At 51.9% G+C, this 25,736-nt stretch carries 23 protein-coding genes; 8 read left to right on the top strand and 15 right to left on the bottom strand.

Features of this window, described 5'->3' with window-relative positions; translation table 11 throughout:
• Positions 1 to 9: 9 nt before the first annotated feature.
• The 6 genes from KU854_RS09130 to KU854_RS09105 form a co-directional block, all read right to left on the bottom strand.
• Complete coding sequence (locus KU854_RS09130) at positions 10 to 1,035, bottom strand: Tle-like phospholipase domain-containing protein (protein ID WP_218358178.1); 1,026 nt, start codon at positions 1,033 to 1,035, stop codon at positions 10 to 12.
• A gap of 326 nt (positions 1,036 to 1,361) precedes the next feature.
• A complete protein-coding gene (locus tag KU854_RS09125; protein ID WP_054779629.1) occupies positions 1,362 to 2,129 on the bottom strand; it encodes an IclR family transcriptional regulator in 768 nt (255 codons plus the stop codon).
• 149 nt (positions 2,130 to 2,278) lie between these two features.
• On the bottom strand, positions 2,279 to 3,439 hold the full coding sequence (locus KU854_RS09120) for an iron-containing alcohol dehydrogenase (RefSeq protein WP_218358176.1): 1,161 nt from the start codon (positions 3,437 to 3,439) through the stop codon (positions 2,279 to 2,281).
• A 47-nt stretch (positions 3,440 to 3,486) separates the two neighbouring features.
• On the bottom strand, positions 3,487 to 4,842 hold the full coding sequence (locus KU854_RS09115) for a TRAP transporter large permease (protein ID WP_218358174.1): 1,356 nt from the start codon (positions 4,840 to 4,842) through the stop codon (positions 3,487 to 3,489).
• Positions 4,843 to 4,847: 5 nt separating this feature from the next.
• Entirely contained in the window at positions 4,848 to 5,462 is a 615-nt protein-coding gene (locus tag KU854_RS09110; RefSeq protein WP_218358172.1) for a TRAP transporter small permease subunit, read from the bottom strand.
• A 78-nt stretch (positions 5,463 to 5,540) separates the two neighbouring features.
• Entirely contained in the window at positions 5,541 to 6,617 is a 1,077-nt protein-coding gene (locus KU854_RS09105) for a TRAP transporter substrate-binding protein (protein ID WP_218358171.1), read from the bottom strand.
• 625 nt (positions 6,618 to 7,242) lie between these two features.
• Here KU854_RS09105 and KU854_RS09100 point away from each other — a divergent pair.
• Both KU854_RS09100 and KU854_RS09095 read left to right on the top strand, forming a co-directional pair.
• Positions 7,243 to 8,391, top strand: a complete 1,149-nt coding sequence (locus tag KU854_RS09100; protein WP_218358170.1) for a Na/Pi symporter — start codon at positions 7,243 to 7,245, stop codon at positions 8,389 to 8,391.
• 166 nt (positions 8,392 to 8,557) lie between these two features.
• A complete protein-coding gene (locus tag KU854_RS09095; RefSeq protein ID WP_218358169.1) occupies positions 8,558 to 10,075 on the top strand; it encodes an MFS transporter in 1,518 nt (505 codons plus the stop codon).
• A gap of 4 nt (positions 10,076 to 10,079) precedes the next feature.
• Here the strand turns inward: KU854_RS09095 and KU854_RS09090 are convergent, their stop codons facing one another.
• The 3 genes from KU854_RS09090 to KU854_RS09080 are packed head-to-tail and all read right to left on the bottom strand — an operon-like array spanning position 10,080 to position 11,921.
• Complete coding sequence (locus KU854_RS09090) at positions 10,080 to 10,850, bottom strand: ABC transporter permease (RefSeq protein ID WP_218358168.1); 771 nt, start codon at positions 10,848 to 10,850, stop codon at positions 10,080 to 10,082.
• Complete coding sequence (locus tag KU854_RS09085; protein ID WP_218358167.1) at positions 10,843 to 11,490, bottom strand: ABC transporter ATP-binding protein; 648 nt, start codon at positions 11,488 to 11,490, stop codon at positions 10,843 to 10,845. Before KU854_RS09085 ends, KU854_RS09090 begins: the two co-directional genes overlap by 8 nt.
• A complete protein-coding gene (locus tag KU854_RS09080; RefSeq protein ID WP_218358166.1) occupies positions 11,487 to 11,921 on the bottom strand; it encodes an acyl-CoA thioesterase in 435 nt (144 codons plus the stop codon). The genes KU854_RS09085 and KU854_RS09080 overlap by 4 nt, the downstream gene beginning before the upstream one ends.
• A gap of 226 nt (positions 11,922 to 12,147) precedes the next feature.
• On the opposite strand from KU854_RS09080, the gene KU854_RS09075 reads away from it, so the two are divergent.
• The gene (locus tag KU854_RS09075) at positions 12,148 to 12,333 is read left to right on the top strand and encodes a YgaP family membrane protein (RefSeq protein ID WP_218358455.1); all 186 of its coding nucleotides are present in this window, start codon (positions 12,148 to 12,150) and stop codon (positions 12,331 to 12,333) included.
• A gap of 49 nt (positions 12,334 to 12,382) precedes the next feature.
• On the opposite strand, the gene arfB is transcribed toward KU854_RS09075, so the two are convergent.
• Both arfB and KU854_RS09065 read right to left on the bottom strand, forming a co-directional pair.
• Positions 12,383 to 12,796, bottom strand: a complete 414-nt coding sequence (gene arfB / locus KU854_RS09070; protein ID WP_054779635.1) for an alternative ribosome rescue aminoacyl-tRNA hydrolase ArfB — start codon at positions 12,794 to 12,796, stop codon at positions 12,383 to 12,385.
• 331 nt (positions 12,797 to 13,127) lie between these two features.
• Complete coding sequence (locus tag KU854_RS09065; RefSeq protein WP_218358164.1) at positions 13,128 to 14,066, bottom strand: DMT family transporter; 939 nt, start codon at positions 14,064 to 14,066, stop codon at positions 13,128 to 13,130.
• Between the two features lie 213 nt (positions 14,067 to 14,279).
• On the opposite strand from KU854_RS09065, the gene KU854_RS09060 reads away from it, so the two are divergent.
• The 3 genes from KU854_RS09060 (at position 14,280) to KU854_RS09050 (ending at position 15,986) form a co-directional block, all read left to right on the top strand.
• On the top strand, positions 14,280 to 14,675 hold the full coding sequence (locus tag KU854_RS09060) for a DUF805 domain-containing protein (RefSeq protein ID WP_218358162.1): 396 nt from the start codon (positions 14,280 to 14,282) through the stop codon (positions 14,673 to 14,675).
• A gap of 204 nt (positions 14,676 to 14,879) precedes the next feature.
• On the top strand, positions 14,880 to 15,389 hold the full coding sequence (locus tag KU854_RS09055; protein WP_218358160.1) for an NAD(P)-binding domain-containing protein: 510 nt from the start codon (positions 14,880 to 14,882) through the stop codon (positions 15,387 to 15,389).
• Between the two features lie 207 nt (positions 15,390 to 15,596).
• Positions 15,597 to 15,986: a DUF805 domain-containing protein gene (locus tag KU854_RS09050; protein ID WP_218358157.1), complete on the top strand. Its 390-nt coding sequence runs from the start codon at positions 15,597 to 15,599 to the stop codon at positions 15,984 to 15,986.
• An 84-nt stretch (positions 15,987 to 16,070) separates the two neighbouring features.
• On the opposite strand, the gene tkt is transcribed toward KU854_RS09050, so the two are convergent.
• The 3 genes from tkt to KU854_RS09035 all read right to left on the bottom strand — a co-directional run bounded on the left by tkt (position 16,071) and on the right by KU854_RS09035 (position 20,389).
• Positions 16,071 to 18,065: a transketolase gene (gene tkt, locus KU854_RS09045; RefSeq protein ID WP_218358155.1), complete on the bottom strand. Its 1,995-nt coding sequence runs from the start codon at positions 18,063 to 18,065 to the stop codon at positions 16,071 to 16,073.
• 109 nt (positions 18,066 to 18,174) lie between these two features.
• Positions 18,175 to 19,125 carry a transaldolase gene (gene tal / locus KU854_RS09040; RefSeq protein WP_054780120.1) on the bottom strand — a complete coding sequence of 317 codons (951 nt, stop codon included), beginning with the start codon at positions 19,123 to 19,125 and terminating at the stop codon, positions 18,175 to 18,177.
• Between the two features lie 268 nt (positions 19,126 to 19,393).
• Positions 19,394 to 20,389 (bottom strand): sugar-binding transcriptional regulator, encoded by a 996-nt coding sequence (locus KU854_RS09035; RefSeq protein ID WP_218358454.1) that lies wholly within the window; start codon positions 20,387 to 20,389, stop codon positions 19,394 to 19,396.
• A 365-nt stretch (positions 20,390 to 20,754) separates the two neighbouring features.
• On the opposite strand from KU854_RS09035, the gene KU854_RS09030 reads away from it, so the two are divergent.
• Positions 20,755 to 23,325, top strand: coding sequence for an EAL domain-containing protein (locus tag KU854_RS09030; protein WP_218358153.1), 2,571 nt, complete (start codon positions 20,755 to 20,757; stop codon positions 23,323 to 23,325).
• 15 nt (positions 23,326 to 23,340) lie between these two features.
• On the opposite strand, the gene KU854_RS09025 is transcribed toward KU854_RS09030, so the two are convergent.
• On the bottom strand, positions 23,341 to 24,435 hold the full coding sequence (locus KU854_RS09025; protein ID WP_218358151.1) for an anhydro-N-acetylmuramic acid kinase: 1,095 nt from the start codon (positions 24,433 to 24,435) through the stop codon (positions 23,341 to 23,343).
• 152 nt (positions 24,436 to 24,587) lie between these two features.
• Between KU854_RS09025 and nagZ the strand changes: the two genes are divergently transcribed.
• The gene (gene nagZ / locus KU854_RS09020) at positions 24,588 to 25,592 is read left to right on the top strand and encodes a beta-N-acetylhexosaminidase (RefSeq protein WP_218358150.1); all 1,005 of its coding nucleotides are present in this window, start codon (positions 24,588 to 24,590) and stop codon (positions 25,590 to 25,592) included.
• The last annotated feature ends 144 nt before the right edge of the window (positions 25,593 to 25,736 follow it).

Here is a 25,736-nt window from a genome sequence, read left to right as displayed (position 1 = left end):
TCGGGATCGTTACAAATCCTCCAGCAAGCTGGGGAAGGAGTTAATGGCGTATTCTGCTTGCCATGCCATCAAATCCAGGGTGTCGTCAGTCCAGTCGATATAAAACAGCGCCCTGAAGCTATCAATGTCGTTATCAATACTGGTGAGATCGTTGTAATCACTCCGGTAAACCGGTTGCGACAGGAACTGCAGTTCCTCTTTAATGGGCGTCGTGAAATGGCGGGTTAAGCCAGTATCGAGGAAAAACAGTGGCGTAAAGCGCGAAGCAGAAAGGTAGAAAATGTCGCCATACTGTTTTGAATCCACACCAATCACATCGGCATCCTGCTGGCCGTCACCATCGGATACAAACTCTCCTTCCAGATTGAAGTTGGTAATGCCACCGGCATTGCTCACCCATTGGTTGTCTGACAACCCTGCGCTGCGCATTGCCTGTTTGATTTCATTTAGCACAGCATCACCGACACCGGATGCGTCGAATACCGTGGCTGGCTTACCGGTGCGAATGGCGGCGACGGTTGCCAGTCCACCACCCAGACTGTGGCCTGTGTAGTGAATGGAATATTGACGGTATTTGTTTGCCAGACGCGCGGATTCTGAAATGGCAAAGCGGTACTGCGGTGGCACCTGACCAGAAGCCATAATGCCGTTGGTCACCCAGTCAGAGGTACCCAGCTCGCTGCCGCGAAAGGCGATAACAGCGTTACTGCCATTGGTGAAGACCGCAGCATGAAATCCGGTACTGCTGTCGTGCACGCTTTCTGTTAGTTGCCAACCGCGTGGAGCACCCCAACTTTTGTACACATATTCAGAGAATGCCAGATAGTGCAATGCATTGCCTGCTTGAGTCACGGAAGGGGGCTGGTGGGTTTTGTAGGTATTACCCGTGGTGTTGGTTGTATTGGTCATATTGGGGTGGAGCACGGAATCCACATAAGACCCGATATTTCCCAACTCTTCCTGCGTTGTAGCCAGAACGTTCTGCGAAGACAAGCTCACCAAAATGGCGAATGAGCCAAAAACAATCTTTTTCATGAGAACTTTTCCCTTTTTCGATGATTGACGATACCACTTACTGTCAAATTGATACTTCATGTATCGATATAGATCGTAGGACGTCATTTCTGTCTTGCCAGTTTTGAGGTGAGTCATTGTTGAGACAAAAGAAAATTAACGTTTTGCTCGCTGGGGATGTCCCGGTTTCTTGGCTTATCTATTTGTATTTAAAGAGATAAATATCGCACTGGGAAGTGAGCAGGGTGGTGTTTGAGATGAAAGGGAGTGGCGGGTGATAGGGCGCAAAAGTATTGGTTTCAAGATACTTTGAAACCAATACCGTCAGCATTCTTCAACAACAGGGTTTAACCTTCACGCATCAGGGATTCCAGCTCCATGGCTGCACGGCGAAGGTGTGGCTCGAATTGCAGCAAGTCGTCCAGAGACGTTCTCAGCACCGGCGCGTGGGTAAACAGGCAGGCGTGGAGTTGTCCTTGCTCGTTGTAGATAGGGACAGAGATCGCCACCATGCCGTCGATAAACTCTTCGTTATCAACCCCCAGTTCCCGTTCAGCAATACCAGTGAGTTCCCGCTCCAGCAAGATGGGGTCGGTAATGGTGTTTCTGGCCAATTGCTCCAGCGTCAGGTTATTGATCAGGCGCTGGCGTCGGCGTTTGGTCAAGGTGCTGAGATACAGCTTTCCACTGGCGGTACACCAGACGGGCGTGTTGCTGCCAACCGGCAGGTTGATCTGTAATGGCCAGTTGGTCTGTATGCGATCGTAGTAGATCATATCGATCCCATTTGGCAGCGAAATACCGCATGTCTCGCCAATTTCATCAGCCAGCTTTTGCAAAATGGCCTGACGCAATGCCTTGAAATGGGTGGTGTGCAAAACGCCCAGCGCCATGTCATGCAGCCTTTTGGCGGGGATCAGGTTGCCACGCATATTGGTCTGTACAAAACCGTCCCGCTCCAGTTGCTGCAGCAGACGATGAATACTCGGCTTGGGAATATCCAGCATGAGGGAAAGTTCCGCCGGGCTGGGCGGTCGCTCGGCGCAGGAAATGGCTTCAATGATTTCCAGCACACGGGCAATGGAGGAGGCTTTTTCTCGTTTTTCTGTTGTCATCCCTGTACCTGAACAGTGTTTTTAGGTTACACCTGCCTTGAAGGCAGATAATCAGAGTATAAGTTAATGACACCTCAAACCGGAGAATAACGGTGTGCGTGTAATAGCTGGCTCACATTCACACACCATCTGTCTCATATTTCTACCATTTATTCCCAGAGACCTGAGTAGATGCCAATCATCTCTTCAATGCTGGGAATGCGCGGGTTGTTGCCCGGCGAGCCGGATGCCATCGCCTGGTTTGCCATGGTGTGCATGGCACTGAAAAACGCCTCCTTTGCGATGCCGAATGCTTCCGGCGTCGGGACATCAAGATCAGCATTCAGGGCGTGCAGTTCTTCCAGCAGTTTCTGGCAGGCATCCTGGTCGCCGTCGGTGATGTCCGCAACGCCCATAGCGCGGGCGCAATCCGCATAGCGTGCAGAAGCGGCGGGAATCGAAAATGCAGTCACGGATGGCAGCAACATGGCGTTTGAGAGTCCGTGCGGAACGTGGAACAGGGCGCCAATGGGACGGCTCATTCCATGCACCAGTGCCACCGATGCGTTTGAAAAGGCAATACCGGCAAGTGTTGCACCCAGCATCATGTCAGCGCGTGCATGGGTATCTCCTCCATTTTTACAAACGCGGCGAAGGTTCGGTGCGATTAGACGCATCGCCTCCAAGGCGTTGTAGTCGCTGAACGGGTTACCTTTACGACTGACATACGACTCGATGGCGTGGGTGAGCGCATCAATGCCCGTGTCTGCAGTCATTCGGGTCGGCAGCGAGTGGGTCAGCTCCGGGTCAACCAGGGCTGCTGTTGGCATAAACGATGGGCCGACGCAGAGCATTTTTTCATCGTTCCTTGCATCGGTAATGATGGTAAAACGGGTAACTTCAGACCCTGTTCCAGCGGTTGTCGGCACCGCGATAAGGGGAATAACCGGTTCACTGACAATGCGCGGAAAGCAATAGTCGCGCATTTTCCCACCCGCACCTGCCAGCACAGCCATGGCTTTGGCACTGTCTATCACGCTGCCGCCGCCCAGGGCAATCAGGCAATCAAAGTTGCCTGACCGGATAGCGTTGACGCCTGCCTCTATAGAGGTATCTGTCGGTTCTGGAATGGTGTCATCGAAGATCTGTGTTGCGAAACCTTCCTCTGCAAGCAGCGACGTAATCCGCTCCCCCTGACCCAACGCCACCATGGTTTTGTCGGTGATGATCAGTGGCTGGCTGCACCCCAGCGCGCGCACCATGGCCGGGAGTTTAACGATTGCCCCGTCGCCGATTTCCATCAGGCGGGGAAGGATAATTGAATGTGACATATGGGCTCCTTATTTAAATTAAGCAAATCAATGTGTTGAACCTAAGGTCAGGGTGAGTACACGGTTGATGGCAACCAGGTGACGATGGAAGGCATCCAGAACACGAGCGCCAGACCCAGCAGTTGCAACAAAATAAACGGCACGACACCGCGGTAGATGTGGAACAGGTTGATCCCGGGCGGCACCACGCCTTTGAGATAGAAAAGGGCAAAGCCTACCGGCGGAGTCAGGAAGGACGTTTGCAGGCAGACCGCAAACAGCACGGCGAACCACACCAGATCAAACCCCATGGCACTGACAACCGGGGCGACCAGCGGCAGGATGATGAGCGTAAGCTCAATCCAGTCGAGGAAAAAACCGAGGATAAAGGTGACAAACAGAATCGCAATCACGATGCCGTGAGGGCCAAATGGCAGGCTGGTGAGGGCTTTTTCTATCAGTTCATCGCCACCCAGGCCGCGAAGGACAAGGGAGAATGCTGTCGCGCAGATAATTAGCGCAAAGATAAAGGCGGTGGTTTTGGTGGTTTCCCTGCCGACTGAGCGCAGTACATCCAGTGTCAGTCGTCCGCGCATCGCTGCAAGCAAGGTCGCGCCCAATGCACCGACTCCGGAGGCTTCCGTCGGTGTGGCAATACCCATAAAGATGGAGCCCAACACTGCGATGATCAGTCCCGCCGTTGGCAAGGCTGCGCGAAGTGCACTGAATATCACCCGCATGCTGATAGGTTCCGCATCGTCAGACACCGGTGCCATATCGGCACGTGTGAAACCGATGATCAGGATATAAGCCACATAAAAGGCTGCGAGCATCAGGCCAGGGAAAACCGCGCCAAGGAACAGGTCTCCGACCGAAACACCAATCCGGTCGCCCATCATTACCAGCATGATGCTGGGCGGCACCAGAATGCCAAGGGTGCCGGTTGAGGCAATAGTCCCGCAGGCGAGTTCTTTGCTGTAGCCATCACGCATCATCATTGGCATGCCGAGTACGGCCAGCAGAACCACGGAGGCACCGATGATCCCTGTGGAGGCTGCGAGCAGCAGACCCACAAAGGTTACCGTTACCGCAAGTCCACCACGTACCCGTCCAAACAGGCGAACCAGATTGCCCATCAGATCTTCTGCGGTGCCGGAGCGGTCGAGCATCAGTCCCATAAAGATAAACATGGGCAAAGCCACCAACACCCAGTTGGTCATGATGTCCCACATCCGCGGAACAACGAGCGACGCATAATTCCAGTCGATCCCGATAAAGGCATCAAACCATTCGTCTGCCAGCATGGCGACGGGAATAAAAATCAGGGAAATACCACACAGCACCCAAGCGACGGGAAACCCGGTAAACAAGAGGAAGATAAACAGGCTGAACATGATCAGCACGAGGATTTCATTGATTTCCATGGTCATTACTCCCCGTGTCCAGAGCTGGTGTGCACCGCAGCCTGAGTTGTTCGCCTTGGTGAGAGAAATAGGAGGGTGAAAACACGGCTGAGGCGTGAAAGGCAGGCAAACCCCAGCAGCAAAAAGGCAAACACCAGCGCACCTTTCATAAACCAGCGATATGGCAAGCCACCGGGCGCGGCAGAGACTTCACCCAGTTCCCAGGAATAGAGAACAAACGGCAGGCCGTACCAACACACCAGCACAAGAAAAGGGAGGAGCAGGAATATCAGCCCCAGCATTTCAATCCAGGCTTTGGTGGTGGGTGAAAATTTGTCGCGTAACAGATCTACCCGCACATGGCTGTCTGTGACCATGCAGTAGGAAAGCCCCACCAACCAGCCGAGGGCATATAAATGCCATTGCAACTCTTCAAATTCGATCCGCCCTTCTCCGAGCAGGTAACGCATCAGTACATTGGTGATGATCACCAGCATCAGCACTACCCACACCCAGGAAAAGGCGTTACCAAGGTGCAGCAGGCATGTATCCAGTGCGCGGGATAAGCGTGTTTCCGGCAAGGTATCTGTCGCTGCTTCTTCCGGCAGCGTTACGGTATTGTTGGGAAGTTTGTCTTGCATAGCGCCTCCAGCCCTGAAAGCATCCCCTGCCGTTTCCGGCGGGGGAGCAGGGTTTTCCTTTTTCAGTGGTGATGGAAATTATTCAAAGTTGCGTGGCAGGTAAGCTTTCTGCTTCCACTCTTTGTAGTTGTCGCGGAATTGCTGCTGGGATTCGTAGATTTGTTTGAAATCCGGATCCGATGCGGCGATCTCATCCATCACTTCGGTAGAAAGGGTGTTCAGTGCTTGCAGCAGTTCAGGGTTCAGCGTTCTTGCGGTTACGCCTTTGGCTGGAAAGCTCGCCATTACATCACCTTGTAGCGATTCTCCACGGGTAAGGGCGCGGAACGTGCCGGCTGTGCAGGCCATGTCGATGGTGGCTTTGGTTGAATCAGAGAGGGCATCCCACACATCTTTGTTCACCACAAGGTGTGAGGCAGTAAAGGTTTGGTGCCAACCGGGGAAGTAGTTGTTCTTGGCGACTTTATCGAAGCCCATCAAGCTGTCGATAGCTGGCATGGAGAACTCAGACGCATCGATAGCGCCTTTTTCAAGTGCAGGGAAAATTTCACCGCCGGGCAATACGGTGACGGAAGCACCGGCTTTTTGCAGCACTTTACCGCCGATACCGGCAAAGCGGATTTTCAGCCCTTTAAAATCATCCAGTGAATTGATTTCTTTGGTGAACCAGCCTGCTGTCTCTGGGCCAATCACGCTGCATAGCACAGGGTGAACGCCGTGTTTTGCATAAAGATCCTCGGCCAGTTTCTGACCTTCACCTTCATACCACCATGTTGCGTATTCCCAAGGTTCCATGCCGAATGGGACAGCGGCAAAGAGTGCTGCCGCTGGAATTTTGCCCTGGTCGTAACCCAGCCAGGTATAGCCGGCGTCGATCTGCTTGTTTTTGATGGCTTCCGTGATACCGAAAGGCGGTACCAGTTTGCCCGGCTCGTAAACCTTGAATTTGATATTGCCATCGGTAGCACGGTCGATTTGCTCAGCGACGAGTTTGATCGGATCGCCCAGAGCAGGGAGGTGGGTGCCAAAGACTGCCTGAACTTTCCAGCGGATTTTTTCCTCAGCAATGGACGGCGCTGAAAGTACGGCTGCAATCACACCGGCAAGCAGTGCGGATGTGACTTTATTCTGTCCTTTTAACCAGTTACTTCTCATTACTCAATACCTCTGTCGTAAGGTGCCCCAATGGGCAAAATGTAAATCTATCGTTAATAACGATACGATATTTATCATTTTACTAACATTGTGGTTTTTGCAAGTTTTTAGCTAAAACGATACGAAATGAATCGTTATGTGTTTCACTTGGCGGCTTGATGAGGCAGGTGTCTCGCATATGGGAGTTTGGATTGTTGATCGGCTGAAAATCAGCACCTTGTGTGGGAAGAGGAGGGAACTGGATAGGGAGGTTCGGACAGAGCTGGCAAAGAATGGAATCAATTATGAGACATAGTTGTCGATTAATTTTTCACTTGTTGAATCGATCGGCATGAGCTGCCTCGCGATGATTCTTTTGCCTTGTTTTGGCCATTTTCTGTGAATTTTTTGATTTGACCCAACCCCCACGATCGACATTGCGGGATTGTTTATAACTCTATGTATCTTAACGGCGTGCCAGTTTTTCGCTTGGGCGGGGAGGAAGGCCTGAAAATCAATTGTCGGTCATAAACTGTACATATTGGGTTCAAATAAACGTCATAAAGCACCGTTCAGTAATATTACTGTCACATTGCGTTAATAGTATCCGCTTCGAACTGAAATCATTACTAGCAGGAAGTGAGTTATGAGCATCCAGTCTGATGCACTACAAGGACGCCAGTCCGATACGCCAAAACGCGCGCTACAGTGGGTGACACTGATCGGCATGCTGTATCTGTTGTTGGTCTCCGTCTCCATGATTGGCAGCGGCTTTAAATGGGCAGCAGGCGACCACGCCAAAGAGTTGTTCGAGTTTGCTTCCAACCCCGTTGCGGGCCTGATGATAGGCATCATTGGTACAGCACTTATCCAGTCTTCAAGTACTGTTACATCCATTATCGTTGGTCTGGTTGCCGGTGGCTTGCCTGTTGAGATGGCGATACCCATGGTCATGGGTGCCAATGTAGGAACTACGGTCACCAATACCTTGGTCAGTCTTGGCCATGCCCGCTGTAAAGATGAGTTCCGCCGCGCTTTCACTGCCGCTACCGTTCATGATTTCTTCAACCTTTTCGCGGTAGTGATTTTCCTTCCTCTCGAAATAATGACAGGCTTTCTGGCAAAGATTTCTGCCTGGCTGGTATCACCGCTGATGCAGGCGGATAACCTCAGCCTGAAAAGCTTCAACTTCATCAAACCACTGACCAAGCCTTTGGTAAATGGCGCGAAATCAGTATTTGACATCCTGCCGGGCTCATTGGGCGGTATCGCACTGGTGCTGTTCGGTATTGCGCTGGTCATCGTCTCTATTACCGTTATGGGCAAGCTGATGAAAAAGCTGATGGTAGGCAAAGCCCGTGAAGTCCTGAACGGTGCGATTGGTCGCGGTCCTATCCACGGTATTGCTTCCGGCACTTTGGTTACTATTCTGGTTCAGTCCTCGTCGACCACTACCAGCCTGATTGTGCCGCTGGTCGGTACCAATGTGCTCTCAGTGCGTCAGGTTTATCCGTTTACCCTGGGTGCCAATATCGGTACCTGTATCACTGCGCTGCTGGCAGCCACCGCTGTGACCGGTGCAAATGCTGTCTTTGCACTGCAAATTGCACTGGTTCACTTGCTGTTCAACATTGCGGGTATTCTGGTGATATTCGGCTTGCCATTCTTGCGTGACCTGCCGGTGAAATGTGCGGAGATGCTGGCTGGGTGTGCAGTGAAAAGTAAAATGGCCGTAGTCGCTTACTTGGGTGTGGTTTTCATCTTGGTGCCGGGTCTGGTGTTGTCAATGTCGTAAGCGACAACAGGCAAACCATGAATGTGACGCCCCTGACTTTGTCGGGGGCGTTTTTGTTTCGGTTTCCCAAAATAAGCAACCTTGAGAATAAGGAATTCTGCGTCCGCTTCTAGACTTTACCTGATCTTACCTCCATCACTTTGACAAGGCATCAGACGGCGCAGAGATGAGCACGACGCAGAATCCGGATAGCGGAAAAGTCAAAAACAAGCTGGTCTACCATCTCGACAAAGCGCGCACGGTGCAGCGTTATATTGATGAAGCGCCGGTGTGGCGTGATGGCACCCCAACCCCCCATGTTCCCATGACCCAAATGCAGTGGCGTATCTGGCTGCTGGCCTCGGCAGGCAAGTTCTTTGAAGGGATGGTGGTGTTTATGACGGGCGTGGCGCTGCCCTTGATGGCCGTGGATTTCCAGTTGTCGTCGCTGGAAAAAGGCTATGTCGGGGCGTCTACCCTGATCGGAATTCTGGTGGGTGCCAGCCTGCTCGGCGGGTTGTCGGATCGTTTCGGGCGTAAAAAGCTATTTATTGCTGAAATGCTGCTGTTGGTGCTGTTTCTCTGTGCGCTGGTGGTGAGCAGCTCGTTAACAATCCTGTTGCTTTGTATGTTCGGTGTTGGATTCGCGCTGGGGTGCGATTACCCCACAGCCCATTTGATGTTGTCTGAAAGTATACCCAGCAAGAACCGCGGTAAATTGGTGTTAAGTGCTTTTGGCTTTCAGGCAGTTGGGGCGATAGCCGGGATGTCAGTTGGGATTGCCATTCTTTCGTTCGACAGCTCTGCGTACGCCTGGCGCTGGATGTATGCCATTGTGATCATTCCTGCTGTTGCTGTGTTGATAGGGCGCTTTTTTATTCCCGAAAGTCCGCATTGGTTGATGGAGGAAAAGCGTCAGGATGAAGCCGAAGCGGCGCTTTCTCGCTTATTGAAACGCACACCTGCCTACCCGCCAACCATCCACCTGAAAGCGCGCAAGGAAAGTGAAACCGGGACAGTGGCTTCCAAAGGCGGTTTTTGGGATGGATACCTACTGCTGTTTTCTGCCGAAAACCGAAGGGCAACCCTGCTTGCGTCTGTTCCCTGGTTTTTACAGGATCTGGCAACTTACGGCATTGGCATTTTCACTCCGACGGTGTTGGCCAGTGTGTTCGGTTATACCCGCACAGACCATCATACCGTTGCCGCAATCATTGCCGATGATGTGATGGCCGCCAAAGGCACCGCAGTGCTGGATCTGTTTTTATTGCTGGGGGTGATTGCGGCTGTTTTTCTCGCCGACAGGCAGGGAAGAATGCGGTTACAGATCGTGGGATTTATCGGCTGTGCGGCGGGGCTGTTGATTTCCGCAATGGCGGTATCCGCGCAGGGTGACAGTCAGTGGCTGATGCTGTTTTCTGGCCTTATGCTGTTTAACTTTATGAACTCCATGGGGCCCAATGCCCAGACTTACCTGATTGCCGGGGAAGTGTTTCCGGTGGAAATGCGCGGGAAGGGGGCGGGATTTGCAGCTTCTTTTGCCAAGGCAGGGGCTGCGCTGACCGCGCTGATCTTCCCGGTCGTATTGGCTTACCTTGGCTTGAAAGCCCTGTTATTGATTTTGGTGTTTACATCCCTGACCGGCGCAGCATTTACCTGGTACTGGCGCATTGAAACATCCGGCCGGGATTTGGAAACCCTCTGAGGGTTCAGAGGGTGAGGCGTCCATAAGGGTCGGAGATATGTTTGCCTATCATCGACAGGCTGACGGCGGTGGACAGCACGACTGAGATAAATATGGCAATCATGATCACCAGTTGGTATTTCACCGCCAGCAACGGCTCCGTTCCGCCCAGGATTTGCCCTGTCATCATGCCCGGTAAACTGACGATGCCCAGCGTACTCATTGCTGCCATAGGTGGCCTTAAGGCGGCAGCAAACGCTTCTTTTACAAAAGGTGTGCAGGGCTTTGGCGCACCCAGCGCGACATAGTATTCATACTCTGCATGCCGTTGTTTCAGGCTCGATTGCAATCGGTCGATAGCCAGCACATTGGCTGAGAGGGTATTACCGAGCAACATACCTGCTACCGGGATGAGATACCGCGCTTCCCACCAAGGTGATGTTTGTATGACCCCCAGCATTAATACCGGCAACATAAAGCCAATCGCAATCAATTGGCCGGTCAATACGGCAGGCATCGTGCGTTGCCACTGGGTGCCCGTCTGTTTGCAGATGGTCCAAGCCGCCATCAAAACCATGACCATTAACCAGGCGGTGTTCAGCCAGAAGCTGTTCAGGTTGAACAGGGTTTGCAGGTACAGGCCAACAATCGCCAGTTGCAGCGTCATGCGGGTAAAGGCGGTGATCAGTGTCTTGCTTAACCCCAGCCTCCAACGCTGGAAAAGCAGCAGGGGGATGAGGAACACCAGATAAAAAGCAGCAAGGGCGCTGTTACTCAAATGCAGGGCATCACTCATTCTCGGCTCCCATATCGAATTTGAACTCGGCAGCGTCGTACCAGACAGGATCGTGTGAAACTGAAATGCGGATGATCTCCCTTTGGGCGAGGAAATCGGTCAGCTGGTCACGGCTGTTTTTATCCAAAGCGGAAGTCGGTTCGTCCATCAGCCAGATAGGACGGGGAAGCAAAGAAGCACGTGCCAGCGCCAGACGCTGCCGCTCACCACCGGAGAGCGATTTGGGATCCTCTGACAGGGAGTGGGTGATTCCAAGTGCGGAGATGGCTTCCTTGCAAGCCTGCTCACTGGGTGCCGGGGCGGTACATGCTTTGAGTTGCCACGGGAGCAACAAGACATCCAGAAGGGTTTCTCCCCCCATGACAGGATCCTGTGGCAGGTAGTTGATCTGGTTGCGCCACCACCCCAATTCGGCTTGGGAAACCGATTTACCTTGCCACTCCATGGTGCCGGTCTTTGCAGGCATCAAACCGGCAATCACTTTGAGCAGGCTGCTTTTTCCGCAACCGGAAGGGCCATATATGGCCAGATGCTGTCCCGGCTCCAGCGACGCAGAGATCGTCAGTTCTCGGCAGGATTCAAATCCGGATTTCAAGTTCTCAAGGCGCAATATATCAATGGTATTCGGTTCAAGGCTCATGGCGTCATCACGTACTGTTGCAAGCCTTCGTGTGTGACTGAAGGAATGGGACAGCTTTTTCCGGTGCTGAAATCGCAGTAAACAACCAGCGCCTCACCTTCGGCGACGCATTTTTCCTGTTGGTGACTGAAGATTTTATATTTCATGGTATAGCGCTTTTCCCGGATGTCCTCGACCCAGGAAACCGTCGTGATGGTATCCGGATAAACAAGGGGAGAGCGGTAATCGCAGCGTGTCGAGGCAACGACGGGGCCAACACCGCTTTCTTGCATATGGGCAAACACTCTCAGCTCATCAAGCATGACCACCCTGACATCCTCGAAATAACGGAAATAGACAGTATTGTTGATATGCTGCAGCGCATCCATATCGTTCCATACGATCGCCTGTGTTTGTGAAAGCGGAAATTCTCCAAATTGCGTTTTTGTCACGGCACACTCTCCTTGTTGATGGTTCACTGATTGCACACCATCAGCTGGGTTCACACAAGCTTCGTCCGCAGGGGGTACAGAGTAATGTGATTTTCGATTACTTTAGCATTCGCATAATTAGTAGGCATTAAATTAGCTTTTACTTATTCAAGGTTCTATAGTGATGTCAGATATCCAAAGGAGGTGGGTGATGGCACAAGTAGAACTGAACGATGAAAAAGTGGGAATGTCGCTGGATGGAGCAGTCCGGGTTTTTGCAGGCATAATGGTGCTGGTTTCGCTGGCGCTGACTGTGTGGGTAAACCCGCAGTTTATCTGGCTGACAGCTTTCGTTGGCTTTAACCTGATCCAGAGTGCGTTTACCGGATTTTGCCCGGCAGCCATGGTTTTCAGGAAGCTGGGTTTTAAGTGAGCAACGTGGCTTAGCGCTTAATAGGGCGGTTATCCGCCCTTTTTGTTGTCTAGAATTGCACCTTCCCGCGCAGCGATTTGGTCTTGCCCCGCTGGGTTTTGGTATCAACACGCTTTCTTTGTGACGACTTGGTGGGCTTGGTTGCTCTTCTGGCTTTCTGAACCTTTGCGACGCTTTTGATCATCTCCTGCAGACGAAGCAGCGCATCCTCGCGGTTTTTCTCCTGCGTCCTGAATTGCTGCGCCTTAATGACGATAACGCCATCTTTGGTCAGCCGGCTATCTTTCAGTGCCAGCAAACGCTCTTTGTAAAACTCTGGCAGGGAAGAGGCGTGAATATCAAACCGGAGATGGACTGCCGACGAGACTTTATTGACGTTTTGTCCCCCTGCGCCTTGCGCACGGATGTACGAAAGCTCGATTTCTTCATCCGGGATGACCACTGTTTGGGAAATGTGCAGCATGTGTATCGTGTTCCTATCCTGTTCACGCGCCATTATACCCAAGTGGTCTGAAGTTGCAGGGGGTTCCTAGGGTCTGTTGATCTTTGGCGGTTAAATTTTGTTCTAGCCATAAGCGTTTTAGGCGCGGCGAGGTGTGTGCCGCCTAGCATTCTAAGCAAATACACCTCAACAAAGCATAAAACGCTTAGGGCAGAACCCTTCGGGCAGCGTTTGCGGGGACTTTCTCCTGCGTTATCGGCTTCTCATGTAGGCCAGCTACACATCAAAGCCTCTGCCTTGTATAAAGCCCCCGCAAACTGCTGCAAAAATCATCGCCAAAGGTCAACAGACCCTAGTATCGGTTTTGTGGGGCGGAATCCGCTTTAACCGCCGGTTTGATATTGGCGATGACGATACCGGCAACGATAAAAGCAATCCCCAGGTAGTGATACTGCAGCAGTTTCTCTCCAAGAAGCAGCATGGAAAAAATCAGCCCGAACACCGGGATCAGGTGCATAAACTGCCCTGTAGTGGCTGCACCCATGCGTTGCACTGCTGCGTTCCAGCAAAAAAAGGCAATGCCAGAGGCAAAAATACCGGTGTAGAGGGAGATGGCGATGCTCTCTTTGCTGATGGGCATGGTTTCAAACAGCAGGGATTCGCCCAAATAGAAAGGCAACAACATTAGGTTGCCAATAAACACGGTGTAACCCAGCATGGGTAACCCTTTTAAATCTGCAGGCAGCTTTTGCACCAGCACGGAATAGGTTGCCCAGACCAGAATGGCAAACAGGGCGATCATTTCACTGTTGCCAAGGGAGAAATCTGTCACCAACTGGCCTTTGGTGATGATCAGCAGCACGCCAATGGCAGACACACAGATAGCCAGCGCCTGACGATAGGTGGTGGTGTGCCGGAAAAGCAGGAACTGCACCAGCAGTATCATCAGGGGTGATGAAGATTGCAGGATCACCACGTTGGTTGAGAGCGTATTTTCCAGCGCGATATAAACAAGGGTGTTGTATCCGGCCACACCGAAAAGTGCCAGCAGCAAAACCAACTTGATGTGCCGCTTGAACAGCGGCCATTGCCGACGCATAGGACGGATCACAAAGGGCGCGAGCACCAGGGAGGCGACTGTCCAGCGCCAGAATGCAAGCCCAATAGGAGGGATGGTCGCATTCACCATTTTCGACAGCGTAATGTTGCCTGCCCAACTCATGGTCGCAATCACCGCGAGCAGAATGGGTAACCAAGCGATACTCGCTATGTTCCTTGTTTTTTCAGTCATTCCCTGCAATCGGTTTTTCTATGTAGAGTGGACAGACAGTTACGCATTTAATCAACCGGCGTGCAACATCCGTGGTGGGAAATGTTGGTTATCTGACAAGGCGCAGTGCTGCTTTGATCCTCTGAAAGCGCGCATTATTGGGGATTTTTTGTATAGAATGGGCGCGAATTAATTGGGTTTCCCGTTTGGACCCACGAAAACTGGAGAGAAACCATGAATTGGTATATCGGTGTACTCAAGCAGTATGCGACGTTTAAAGGACGTGCACGACGTAAAGAATATTGGACCTTTTTGTTGATTAACATGCTGGTGACCATGGCACTGGCATTTGTTGACCGCCAGTTGGGTACTTTCAATCCGGAATACGGTATGGGTACGGTAGGCATGGTTTACGCAGCGGCCATTTTTCTCCCTACGCTTGCGGTGACAGTCCGCCGTCTGCATGACACTGACAGAACCGGCTGGTGGGCGTTGCTGGGCATTTTACCTTTTGGGGTGATTGCGCTGCTTATCCTGCAAGCATTTGAAGGCACGAAAGGCAGCAACCGCTTTGGCCCTGATCCGAAAGGCAATGCTGACAGTGATAACAGCGGCACGTTCAGCGGCTAATCCTTATACAGGCACTGCAACGGTGCCTGTGTATTCCTTCTCTTATATGCCCTCCTTTTACACCGACTGTTACCAACAATAGACATGTCGTAAATCGATTATGGCGTGGTGCTTCGTGACAGCTAACCTTTGCCAAACCCTTCCATACTGGTTCGCTGCGTCAATCTTGCTAATCAGCGGGGCGCTCAAGGACAGGAGCAGACGATGAATATTGGTTTTATCGGTTTGGGACAGTTAGGTGAACCTATCGCGGGGAACTTGATGGCGTGGTGTCGCGATCATGGTTGCCATCTTTATGTGTGGGATCCTTCAGCCGAAGCGATGGCTAGACTGGTTAAATCCGGTGCCCGTCATGGTCACGATCCGGCTTCTATTGCGCAGCGATGTACCGTGTTGCTCTCGGTGCTTCCCGCACCGGAAGATGTGTCTGCTCTTGCGCTGGGGGAGAACGGTGTGCTGGACAATGCTGATGGGCTGGATATCTGGATTGAACTCAGCCCTTTTTATAACGCGCGGTGGGAGCAATTTATCGATGCTGCACCGGAAGGATTGATCATGGTGGATGCGCCAGTGAAAGGCAGCATTGAGGCGGCAGAAGAGGGCACGCTGACCGTGGAATTTGAGGGAGAGGCGCAAGTTTTTCATCGTTATAAAAACTTGCTTGAGGCTTTTTCTATTCATTCCACCCTGATTAAGCCGGAAAATCCCCGCTGATTTGGAAATGATAAACCCGCCTCAAAGTTAATAATAACCATGTAATTTAGAGTGAAACAATTCGTTCTGTGTTCTGAGTTAACAATGTGCTGCTGGGCTTTTGTTAGCGTGTTGCGTTATACCCAAACGACCTGAAAATGTGCGCATTCAGGTCGTTTGGGTATGTTCATTTGGGCGGTTGACCAACGTAGTAATAAGGATGTCAGGATGAAGTGGTTGTTTGCAGCGTTTTGGAATTATGCAACTTTTGTTGGCCGGGCGAGAAGACGGGAATATCTGGGCTTTCATGTCACCCAGCTTCTGGTTTTATCGGTTTGTTTTTACATTGATTACCATGCCCGAATAAGCAGTCATTTCCAGCTTTCTGACTTCAATATCACCTTGGTCTGGATTGGGTTAACCCTGTTGCCCAGCATTGCTGTGACTATTCGTCGCCTGCACGACATCAACAAGTCTGGCTGGTGGTCATTGGTTTTGGCAGTTCCTGTTGCCGGACCTATCCTGTTTTGCCTGCTCACCCTGCTTTGCGGCACACGGGGTTCCAACCGATACGGCTATGATCCGCGCCATATCTTCAGCCACAACATCTGGAATTAGCCCCAGGTACAAGTGTCTCTGACTTATTGATAAATAAAAAGAAAACCCGCCGGATGGCGGGTTTTGTATTTGAAGCTGTTTGGCTTACGCCAGCAGTTCTTTCGCAGTCTCAACCACGTTTTCAGTGGTGAAGCCGAACATGTCGAACAGCTGGTCAGCAGGCGCTGATTCACCAAAGGTGGTCATGCCGATGATGCGGCCGTCAAAGCCTACATACTTGTACCAGAAGTCCGCAATGCCCGCTTCGATAGCGATACGTGCTGTCACGTCTGATGGCAGAACCGCTTCACGGTAAGCGGCATCTTGCTTGTCGAAGGTGTCAGTCGATGGGATAGACACCACGCGAACCGCTTTACCTTCTGCAGTCAGTTGTGCTGCTGCTTCTACCGCCAGTTCAACTTCTGAACCGGTGGCGATCAGGATAAGCTCTGGCTTGCCTGCGCAATCTTTCAGGATGTAACCACCCTTGGCGATGTCAGCCACTTGCTCAGCAGTACGTTCTTGCTGTGCCAGGTTCTGACGCGAGAAGATCAGCGACGTTGGGCCGTCTTTGCGCTCAATCGCCAGTTTCCACGCGACTGCGGATTCAACCTGGTCACATGGACGCCATGTGCTCATGTTTGGCGTCAGGCGCAATGACGCGATTTGCTCAACCGGCTGGTGGGTCGGGCCATCTTCACCCAGACCGATAGAGTCGTGAGTGTAAACCTGGATGTTCTGCACTTTCATCAGCGCAGCCATACGCATGGCGTTACGCGCGTATTCCATGAACATCAGGAAGGTTGCGCCGTAGGGTACGAAACCACCGTGCAGCGCGATACCGTTGATGATCGCGGTCATACCGAACTCGCGCACACCGTAGTGGATGTAGTTGCCAGATGCATCTTCACCGGTCAGGGCTTTTGAGCCAGACCACATGGTCAGGTTTGAAGGTGCCAGGTCAGCTGAGCCACCCATGAATTCAGGCAGCATCTTACCGAACGCTTCCAGCGCGTTTTGTGATGCTTTACGTGACGCAATGTTCGCTGGGTTGGCTTGCAGATCAGCGATGATTTGGTTCGCTTTCTCTTCCCACTCAGCTGGCAGCTCGCCGTTTACGCGACGTTTGAATTCTGCAGCCAGCTCTGGGTGTGCAGCTTCGTACGCAGCCAGTTTCTCGTTCCACGCGGCTTCTTTTTCAGCACCCGCAGCCTTGGCATCCCATGCGCCGTAAACGTCCGCAGGGATTTCAAATGCAGGGTGTTCCCAACCCAGGAATTCACGCGCTGCTTTGATTTCGTCTGCGCCCAGTGGTGCGCCGTGACAGTCGTGTGAGCCCGCTTTGTTTGGTGAGCCGAAACCGATGATGGTTTTGGTACAAATCAGGGTAGGACGGCCTGTTTCTGCTTTCGCTGCTTCAATCGCTGCGTTGATAGCGTCTGCATCGTGACCGTCTACTGCCGGGATAACGTGCCAGCCGTAAGATTCGAAACGCTTCGGCGTGTCGTCGGTGAACCAGCCTTCAACGTGACCGTCGATAGAGATGCCGTTGTCATCCCAGAATGCGATCAGTTTGCCCAGACCCAGGGTACCTGCCAGTGAACATGCTTCGTGGGAGATGCCTTCCATCAGACAGCCGTCGCCCAGGAACACGTAAGTGTTGTGGTCAACGATGTCGTGGCCGTCGCGGTTGAACTGTGCAGCCAGTGCTTTTTCCGCAATCGCCATACCCACTGCGTTGGTGATGCCCTGACCCAGAGGACCGGTCGTGGTCTCTACGCCTGGCGCATAGCCGTACTCAGGGTGACCCGGGGTTTTAGAGTGCAGCTGACGGAAGTTTTTCAGATCGTCGATAGACAGATCGTAACCGGTCAGGTGCAGCAGGGAGTAAATCAGCATAGAGCCGTGACCGTTAGACAGCACGAAGCGGTCGCGGTCTGCCCACGCAGGGTTCTGCGGGTTGTGGTTCATATGGTCGCGCCACAGCACTTCGGCGATGTCCGCCATGCCCATTGGGGCACCTGGGTGACCAGAGTTAGCTTGTTGTACACCGTCCATGCTGAGTGCACGGATAGCATTGGCAAGAGTTTTACGTTCCATCTTAGGCTTACCTTGTTAAAAGTGTGTTCAGACCTGATATCAATCAGCGGAATAATATAGGAAATAAGAGAGCGGCAATAGCCGCTCTCTGTAATTGTGTTTTGCGAGGTTACAGTTTTTCGCGGATCATGACTTCCAGCTTGCCCTGATCAACCGCGAAATTACGGATACCTTCAGCCAGTTTTTCAACCGCCATTGGGTCCATATTGTGCTCCCACAGGAACTCAGCGTGGTTCATTGGCGCTGGGCGCTCTTTCACTTCAACGTCATCATTCAGCTTCTGAACCACTTCGCCAGTCGCTTCTGACAGCTCTTGCAGCAGTTGCGGGCTGATGGTCAGGCGGTCACAACCTGCCAGTTCCAGAATCTCGCCCGTGTTACGGAAGCTTGCACCCATCACCACGGTGTCGTAACCGTGTTCTTTGTAGTAGTTGTAGATGGTGGTTACTGACAGTACGCCTGGGTCTTCAGCCGGTGCAAAGTCACGGCCTTCTTTCGCTTTGTACCAGTCCATGATGCGGCCAACGAAAGGAGAGATCAGGTAAACGCCAGCTTCTGCACACGCACGCGCCTGTGCGAAAGAGAATAGCAGGGTCAGGTTACAGTTGATGCCTTCTTTTTCCAGCACTTCTGCAGCGCGGATACCTTCCCAGGTTGATGCCAGTTTGATCAGGATACGGTCGTTGCTGATGCCCGCTTCGTTATACATGCTGATCAGCTTACGTGCTTTCGCTACGCTGCCTTCGAAATCGTAAGACAGGCGCGCATCAACTTCTGTAGAAATGCGACCAGGGATTACTTTCAGGATCTCTTTACCGATGTTCACTGCCAGACGGTCACCTGCATCTGCCACTTGCTGTTCAGTGTCGTTGCTTTTTGCTTTCGCGTAAGCAATCGCTTCTTCGATCAGCGGAGCATATTGTGGGATTTCGGCAGCTTTAAGAATCAGTGAAGGGTTGGTAGTTGCGTCTTGTGGCTGGTATTTGGCGATCGCATCGATATCACCCGTGTCAGCGACCACGGTAGTGAGCTTGCGTAGTTGTTCCAGTTTCGTGCTCATCTTCTAAACCTTTTATTGACGTTTCACTCTGGCTTTTGGGAAGCCGTAGGGGCTCAGCATGAAGCATTTGCCTGCATTTTGTATCGGGGTAATGAAACGCGATGAACAAATGCAACGGTGCTGAGCAAATGATAGGGTCATATTTGTGTTTTTGAGCGCTAAAGTCAACGGAAGGATCCGATAAATCTCACCGCGATCTCACACAAATGTTTGCTATTTACTGTTTCTGTTGAAGTGTAGTCGGTTTGCGGGCGAATCTTTGTCGCGATTACGCGTTATTGTCCACCATGTTGAGCAGTGCCATGGCGCAACTTGCGCTAGTTGCCAGTACATCAATCGTACCGGTTTTCAGGGCACCTAAAATGGACAATGCCTTACGGCTTTCACTGGCCATGGCGATAACGTTTGGAATCCGCGTCAGATCCGTCATTTCAAGGCCTACAACACGGTCACGCATCAGTGTGTTGGCGCGGCTTCCATCCAGTTTAAAGAAGTCGAAACCGCCAATGTCACCCACAATGCCGTCGTTCACACGCGCTTCCACAAATTCTCGGGCAGAGAAGCAGCCCAGTTTTACCATGTGGCTGTTTTCATCCATGTCACCGATACCGACCAATGCAAATTCTGCTTTGCGTGCCTGGTTCAGGGTTTCATTAATGTTCGGGTGGCTAAGGAACACATCGCGGATTTGCGGGGTGTCCACATACGCCGGTGCGTACAGGGTTTCACTGCTGCCGCCGAACTTTTTCGCCAGGCGGCGACAGATGTGGTCTGCGTTGATGATGTCACCGCTGCGGTGCGTGCCACCAATTGCGCAAACAAAGCGGGCATTGCGATGGGAAACAATGCCGGGGTGGTCAGCCACTGCTGCCACGTTCTGGCCCTGACCAACAGCCACCACCATGCCGTCTTGCAAGTTGCCATCCAAAAAGGATGAAACCAAGGTGGCTACCTGGATACGCTGCTCTTGAGCACTGGGCTGGTCGAGGGCTATCAGCGCGCGTTTTAGGTTGAAGCGCTCCATCAAACGCTGCTCTAGCTGTGCACTGTGGACGGGGTGGAATTTTACGGTGATTTCCACGATCCCTTCTTCGCGGGCGCGGCGCAGCAGGCGGCTGACTTTGGCCCGGCTAATGCCGAACTTTTTGGAAATCTCTTCCTGTGTCGTGTTTTGCTGGTAATAGAGAATGGCAATTTCAGTGAGAAGGTTGGTGTCGTCGAGCAGACTTTCAAAGTTGCTGCTTAACGTACGGGTAATGGTCATGAAGGTATCCTGCCGCAAAGTGATGGCGGACAGTTTACGCATATTTCATACCGTGAACAAATGTGCGGGTTAAATTCATTTGTTCACATGTGAGCATGGCCTCATTACTCAGGCGCGGTCACTTTTTCGAAGAATCACAGGTTCAATGCCTATAAAAATTGTAAAGCAATACGAGGTGGTGTTTGAAAAAGTAGTCATCTGTATCTATTTTGAAACATGTGGATATAAAAAATAAAAAGGATGAGCGTGTTCCTCGTGAACGGCACTACTCCTAACTTTTTCGTGACGGTTGGCTGGTATATGAATCATTACTCGAACGGTTTAGATGTTGTCCTAATGCGTGTTGTTTGCTTCCGGGTGATGCGATGAGATTCCATCTCTTTGCGCCGAGTAAGAAGATGTGGTTCTCGGCGACGCTTCTGGTTTTGGCGTTGATGGCCTTCACCGGTACCCGTTTCGCCGGTCTGTTTCCTTCATTTGGCCATCACCCAGATTATCTGGAAGTCGATTATGGTTACTTTATCGACTCAAGTAACAGCCACATCCTTAAATACGTCCGTGAGTCCGCCATTTTCCGGCACATAGACAACCCAAACGATATCCCCTGGGAGCTGGGAAAAAAATCTTACTGGGTCAAACTCAATGTGACCAACCTAGAGTCCAAACATCGTCATCTATCACTCTACTTTGATACCCCAATGATCGACCGCCTCAATATCTATCATTTCAACGGCAATGGGGTAGAGGAGAAGCATTGGGTGCTGGGAGACAGCGTCGAGCGGGGCTATAAAATCGGTGATATGCCACCTGCGGTCAGCTTCATGCTTGACGGATTTGAGAAGGCAACCGTGTACATGCAGGTGTTTTCTGCTGGTTATCCCGCCATGCCTATCTGGTTGATGGACCGGCATGAGTACCATTCCCTGACTCAATTGCTGCATGCGGTGTGGGGTGGATTTGTGGCGGTAATGCTGCTTGTCGCGACTTATACGTTCGCGGTGTATGTATCCCTGAAAGAGCGCGTTTACCTTGTCTATGGTTGCTACGTTTTAACCTCTTTCATTTTGCTGGGGGCTGTTCACGGGTTTGGGATTTATATTTTCCCTGAGCCAGTGCAGATCTTTTTCAGCAACAACACCATTAGCCTCACCTTTGGCCTTTTCCTTCTGGCATTACTCTATGCCCACCTTTATTTGCGTGTTCACCAGATGAACACCATGCTGCGGCAAGTGGTGATTTACTCGATGATGGTGCTGTCAGGCTTAATGATGATTACTTTGGTAGTGCCTGAGCACGTAGGCGCAATATTCCTGCTGACCACACAGCCTGTGTTCTATTCCCTTATCGCTGTTTTGGTTTGGAAGCGTTGGAAAGTCGCCCAAAAGTGGAGTTGGATGTTCTCATTTTCCTGGTTGCCGCTGGTCATTGCGGGCATATTCCCGCCCCTGCTTTTAACCGGTCATTTGGAATACACCCTGCTTTCCCGCTACGCATTTCTGATTGGCACGGTAACGTCAGTGCTGTTAATGGCACTCGCTCTGGCGGAGCGTTTCCGCCAGCAGCGAGAGACGATCGTCTATGAACTGACCCATGACAACCTGTCGTCAACGCCCAATGCGAATGTACTTTCAGTGGTGATGGATTCACTGATTCGATCCAACAAACCTTTTAGCTTTTGTTGCTTCCAGATCGACAGGTTCCGCGCCTTGGCACCTTACATGTCACTGGAAGAAAAACAGTACTTTATCAGACAGGTCTGCGAGCGCCTGGACAGCGCTCTCGACAGTGACAGTGTGATGGTGTTGGAGGTAAACAAAGGTGTGCAGCACCGTATCGCTAACATCAAAGAGGGGCACTTTGGGTTTATTGTGCTCTCATCCAACGAAACGAAAATTTCCCTGCTGCTGAATTCGGTGCTGGATGAGATAGACAGCTTTGTTGATATCAACAGCCTGAGTTTCCGCATCCAGGGCACCATAGGGTCAAGCCAGTTTCCTAAAGATGGCAGCCACACTGACTCCATCCTGAACAAAGCGATGCAGGCGGTGGTAGAAACGTCAATCAGTGAAAAACGCATCAATGCCTATGACTCACTGAACAACTTCAACCAGACCCTCAACATGTCGCTGGTGACTGATTTGAAGCGCGCCATTGAGCGCGATGAACTCGAGCTTTACCATCAGCCCCAGATTGATCTCAGAACCGGAAATATCCACGGTTCGGAAGTGCTGTTGCGTTGGGAGCATCCGCGTTTTGGCAATGTATCACCTGAGGTGTTTGTCAAACTGGCGGAGCAGGTTGGCCTGATCAATGACTTGACCCTGTGGGTGATAAAACGTGCTTTCTATCAGCAAAGTAAACTGATCGAAATGGGGTACAGCCGCCGCTTGTCGCTGAATATCAGTGCCTGTGACATTACTATTCCCAACTTTGTTGAACGCATTGCGGAGGTGGCGGAGCAGTATCGCGTGCCTACCGGGCTTCTGTCACTGGAGCTGACCGAGTCGGCGCTGGTGTCTGATTATGAACGGCTTCATCAGGTGATTGAAACCTTGTCAGGACATGACATTGAAGTCTCGATAGATGACTACGGAACAGGCTATTCCTCGCTGACTTATCTGTCGCAATTACCGTTTACCGAGCTGAAGATCGACCGCACCTTTATCATGGCGGTAACCTGCAACCCCAGAAAGCAGAACATTGTCCGGGCAACCACAGAAATGGCGAAATCGCTGGGCTTAATGGTGGTAGCTGAAGGGGTGGAAGATCTAGAAACCGCCTCATTGCTGAAGCGGTACGGTGTTGATATTGCGCAGGGGTATCACTATTCCCGTCCGCTGAGTTTCAGTCAGTATGTGCTCTATCTGAAACGTACCTGCAACCAGATGCCAGCGCCGGTAAAACGTCCACGGCAGTTCGGTGCCAATACGGGCTGATATACCCAAACGACCTTAATCGGGGTAATAGATTGCGCCCAAGCGACACAGGCGCGATGCCCCGGTGACTTCCGGAAGGTTGCCCGGCTTCCCTTCCAATGCTTGTTTTGCCAGCCAGGCAAACGCCAGCGCTTCAAGGGAATCACCGTCGACGCCTTTGTCATCGGTTGTCATCACAGTCCAACCCGGCAATGCCTGCTTCAGCGCTTCCATCAACGCCGAGTTCTGAGCCCCACCGCCACAGACGAGAAGTTCTCCCGCTGAGTACTTTTTCACATCGTTGGCAATCGACATGGCAGTCAGGGCAAGCAAAGTTGCCTGAACATCCTGCCCAGCAAGGGGAAGGCCAAATGTCGCCAATTGTTGATCCAGCCATCCACGGTGGAACAGTTCCCGTCCGGTGCTTTTCGGTGCGGGCTGAGAGAAATAGGGCTCCGCCAGCATTTGTGCCAGAAGGGCTGGGTTGACGGTTCCCGACGCTGCCCATTGGCCGTCTTTGTCATACGGTTCACCGCAATGCTCTGACACCCAACTGTCCATCAGCATATTGCCAGGGCCAGTGTCGAAGCCCAGCACCGGCTTGCCGGTTTCCAGAACGGAGATATTGGCAATGCCGCCAATATTCAGCACAACCTTGGTGTTACCCTCGGTGCCGAAAAGAAAACGGTGAAAAGCAGGCACCAGCGGCGCGCCCTGACCACCGAGCGCCATGTCCTTTCGGCGGAAATCCGCCACGGTCGTGATCCCCGTCAGTGCCGCAATGATATTGGCATCACCGAGCTGCATGGTGAACGGCATTGGACCGCTGGGTTTATGGAAGACTGTTTGGCCATGGCAGCCTATGGCAGTGACAGCTTCGGGGCTCAGGTTATGTTCACCCAAAAAGCGGTTTACGGCCTCTGCGTAGGTTTTGCCAAGAAAATGGTCGATGGTGCCGATTTCGTCAAGGGTGATGGGTTCACCCTGACTCAGGGCAATCAGCTTTTCCTTCAGCTCAGACGGAAAGGAATACATCGCCTGATGGTGAATGGTTGCGCCGTGGTCACCAAACGTGGCGGCGACCATATCAATCCCGTCCAGGCTGGTGCCGGACATAATACCGATATACATAGCGAAAACTGCCTTGGTTGTCTGTTGCTACTGGCTGTAAGTCTCTCACAGGAATAGAAAAGCGGGCATTAAATTTCGTGCTTCAGACTTTCTAGAGTGTGCGTCAGCGCGTACTATGTAGGCCGGATCTGCATATTTAATAGGAGCGAACCATGGGCCCACTGTGGCTTGATGTTGAGGGATGCGAACTGGACGCCGAAGAGCGTGAGTTGCTGGCGCACCCGTCTGTTGGCGGCTTGATTTTGTTTGCCCGCAATTACCACGATAGCCGACAACTGACGGCATTGACAGAATCAATCCGCAAAGCGGCCAAACGTCCGATCCTGATTGGCGTTGACCAGGAAGGTGGACGGGTTCAGCGCTTCCGTGAGCATTTCACAATTATTCCGCCTGCACAGTCTTATGCTCAGATGGAAAATGGGGAAGCGCTGGCACAGGATGCGGGCTGGTTGATGGCCGCTGAACTGATGGCGCATGATATTGACCTGAGTTTCGCACCGGTTCTCGACCGTGGCTTTGATTGCAAGGCCATTGGCAGTCGTGCATTCGGTGACAACAACGACACTGTTATCCGCTTCTCTACGGCTTTTATGGCTGGTATGAAACAGGCAGGCATGGCGACCACTGGTAAGCATTTCCCTGGCCATGGCGCAGTGATTGCTGATTCCCATTTCGAAAGCCCGAAAGACGAACGTGACAATATCTTCGAGCAGGACATGGCGATCTTCACGGCACAGATTCAGGCGGATGTGTTGGATGCCATGATGCCAGCGCACGTGATTTATCCTCACTATGATGATCTGCCAGCCAGCGGTTCACCGTTCTGGCTGAAGACCGTGCTGCGTGACCAATTGGGCTTTAAGGGAATCGTGTTTTCAGATGACCTGAGCATGGAAGGGGCGACCGTGATGGGTGGCCCTGCCGAGCGTTGCAAGCAGGCATTGGCGGCGGGCTGTGACATGTTGCTGATGTGCAATAACCGTCAATCCTCGATTGAAGCCTTAGACAACTTGCCGATCATCGACGTGCCCCAGGCTGCTTCACTGACGAAGAAGCACACGCTAACGCTGCGTGAACTGCAAAGCGCCCAGAAATGGCGTGATGTGAAAAAGCGTGTCGAGCAAAGCCTTGCTGTGTGGCAGGAAAAGCAAAACTAACAAAAGCAGGGCGATCGCCCTAATGCCGATCAGTTAAGAGATAAATGATCGGTTGAACGATCCAACAGATGGCTTATAAAGGCTCTAAGTCCCCATACTTAGAGCCTTTTATTTTGCAATTGACCACAGCCCTTACCCTCGCGA

The sequence above is a fragment of the Enterovibrio paralichthyis genome (assembly GCF_019209835.1).
GTDB lineage: Bacteria > Pseudomonadota > Gammaproteobacteria > Enterobacterales > Vibrionaceae > Enterovibrio > Enterovibrio paralichthyis.
This window is presented reverse-complemented; position numbering and strand designations above follow the sequence as displayed.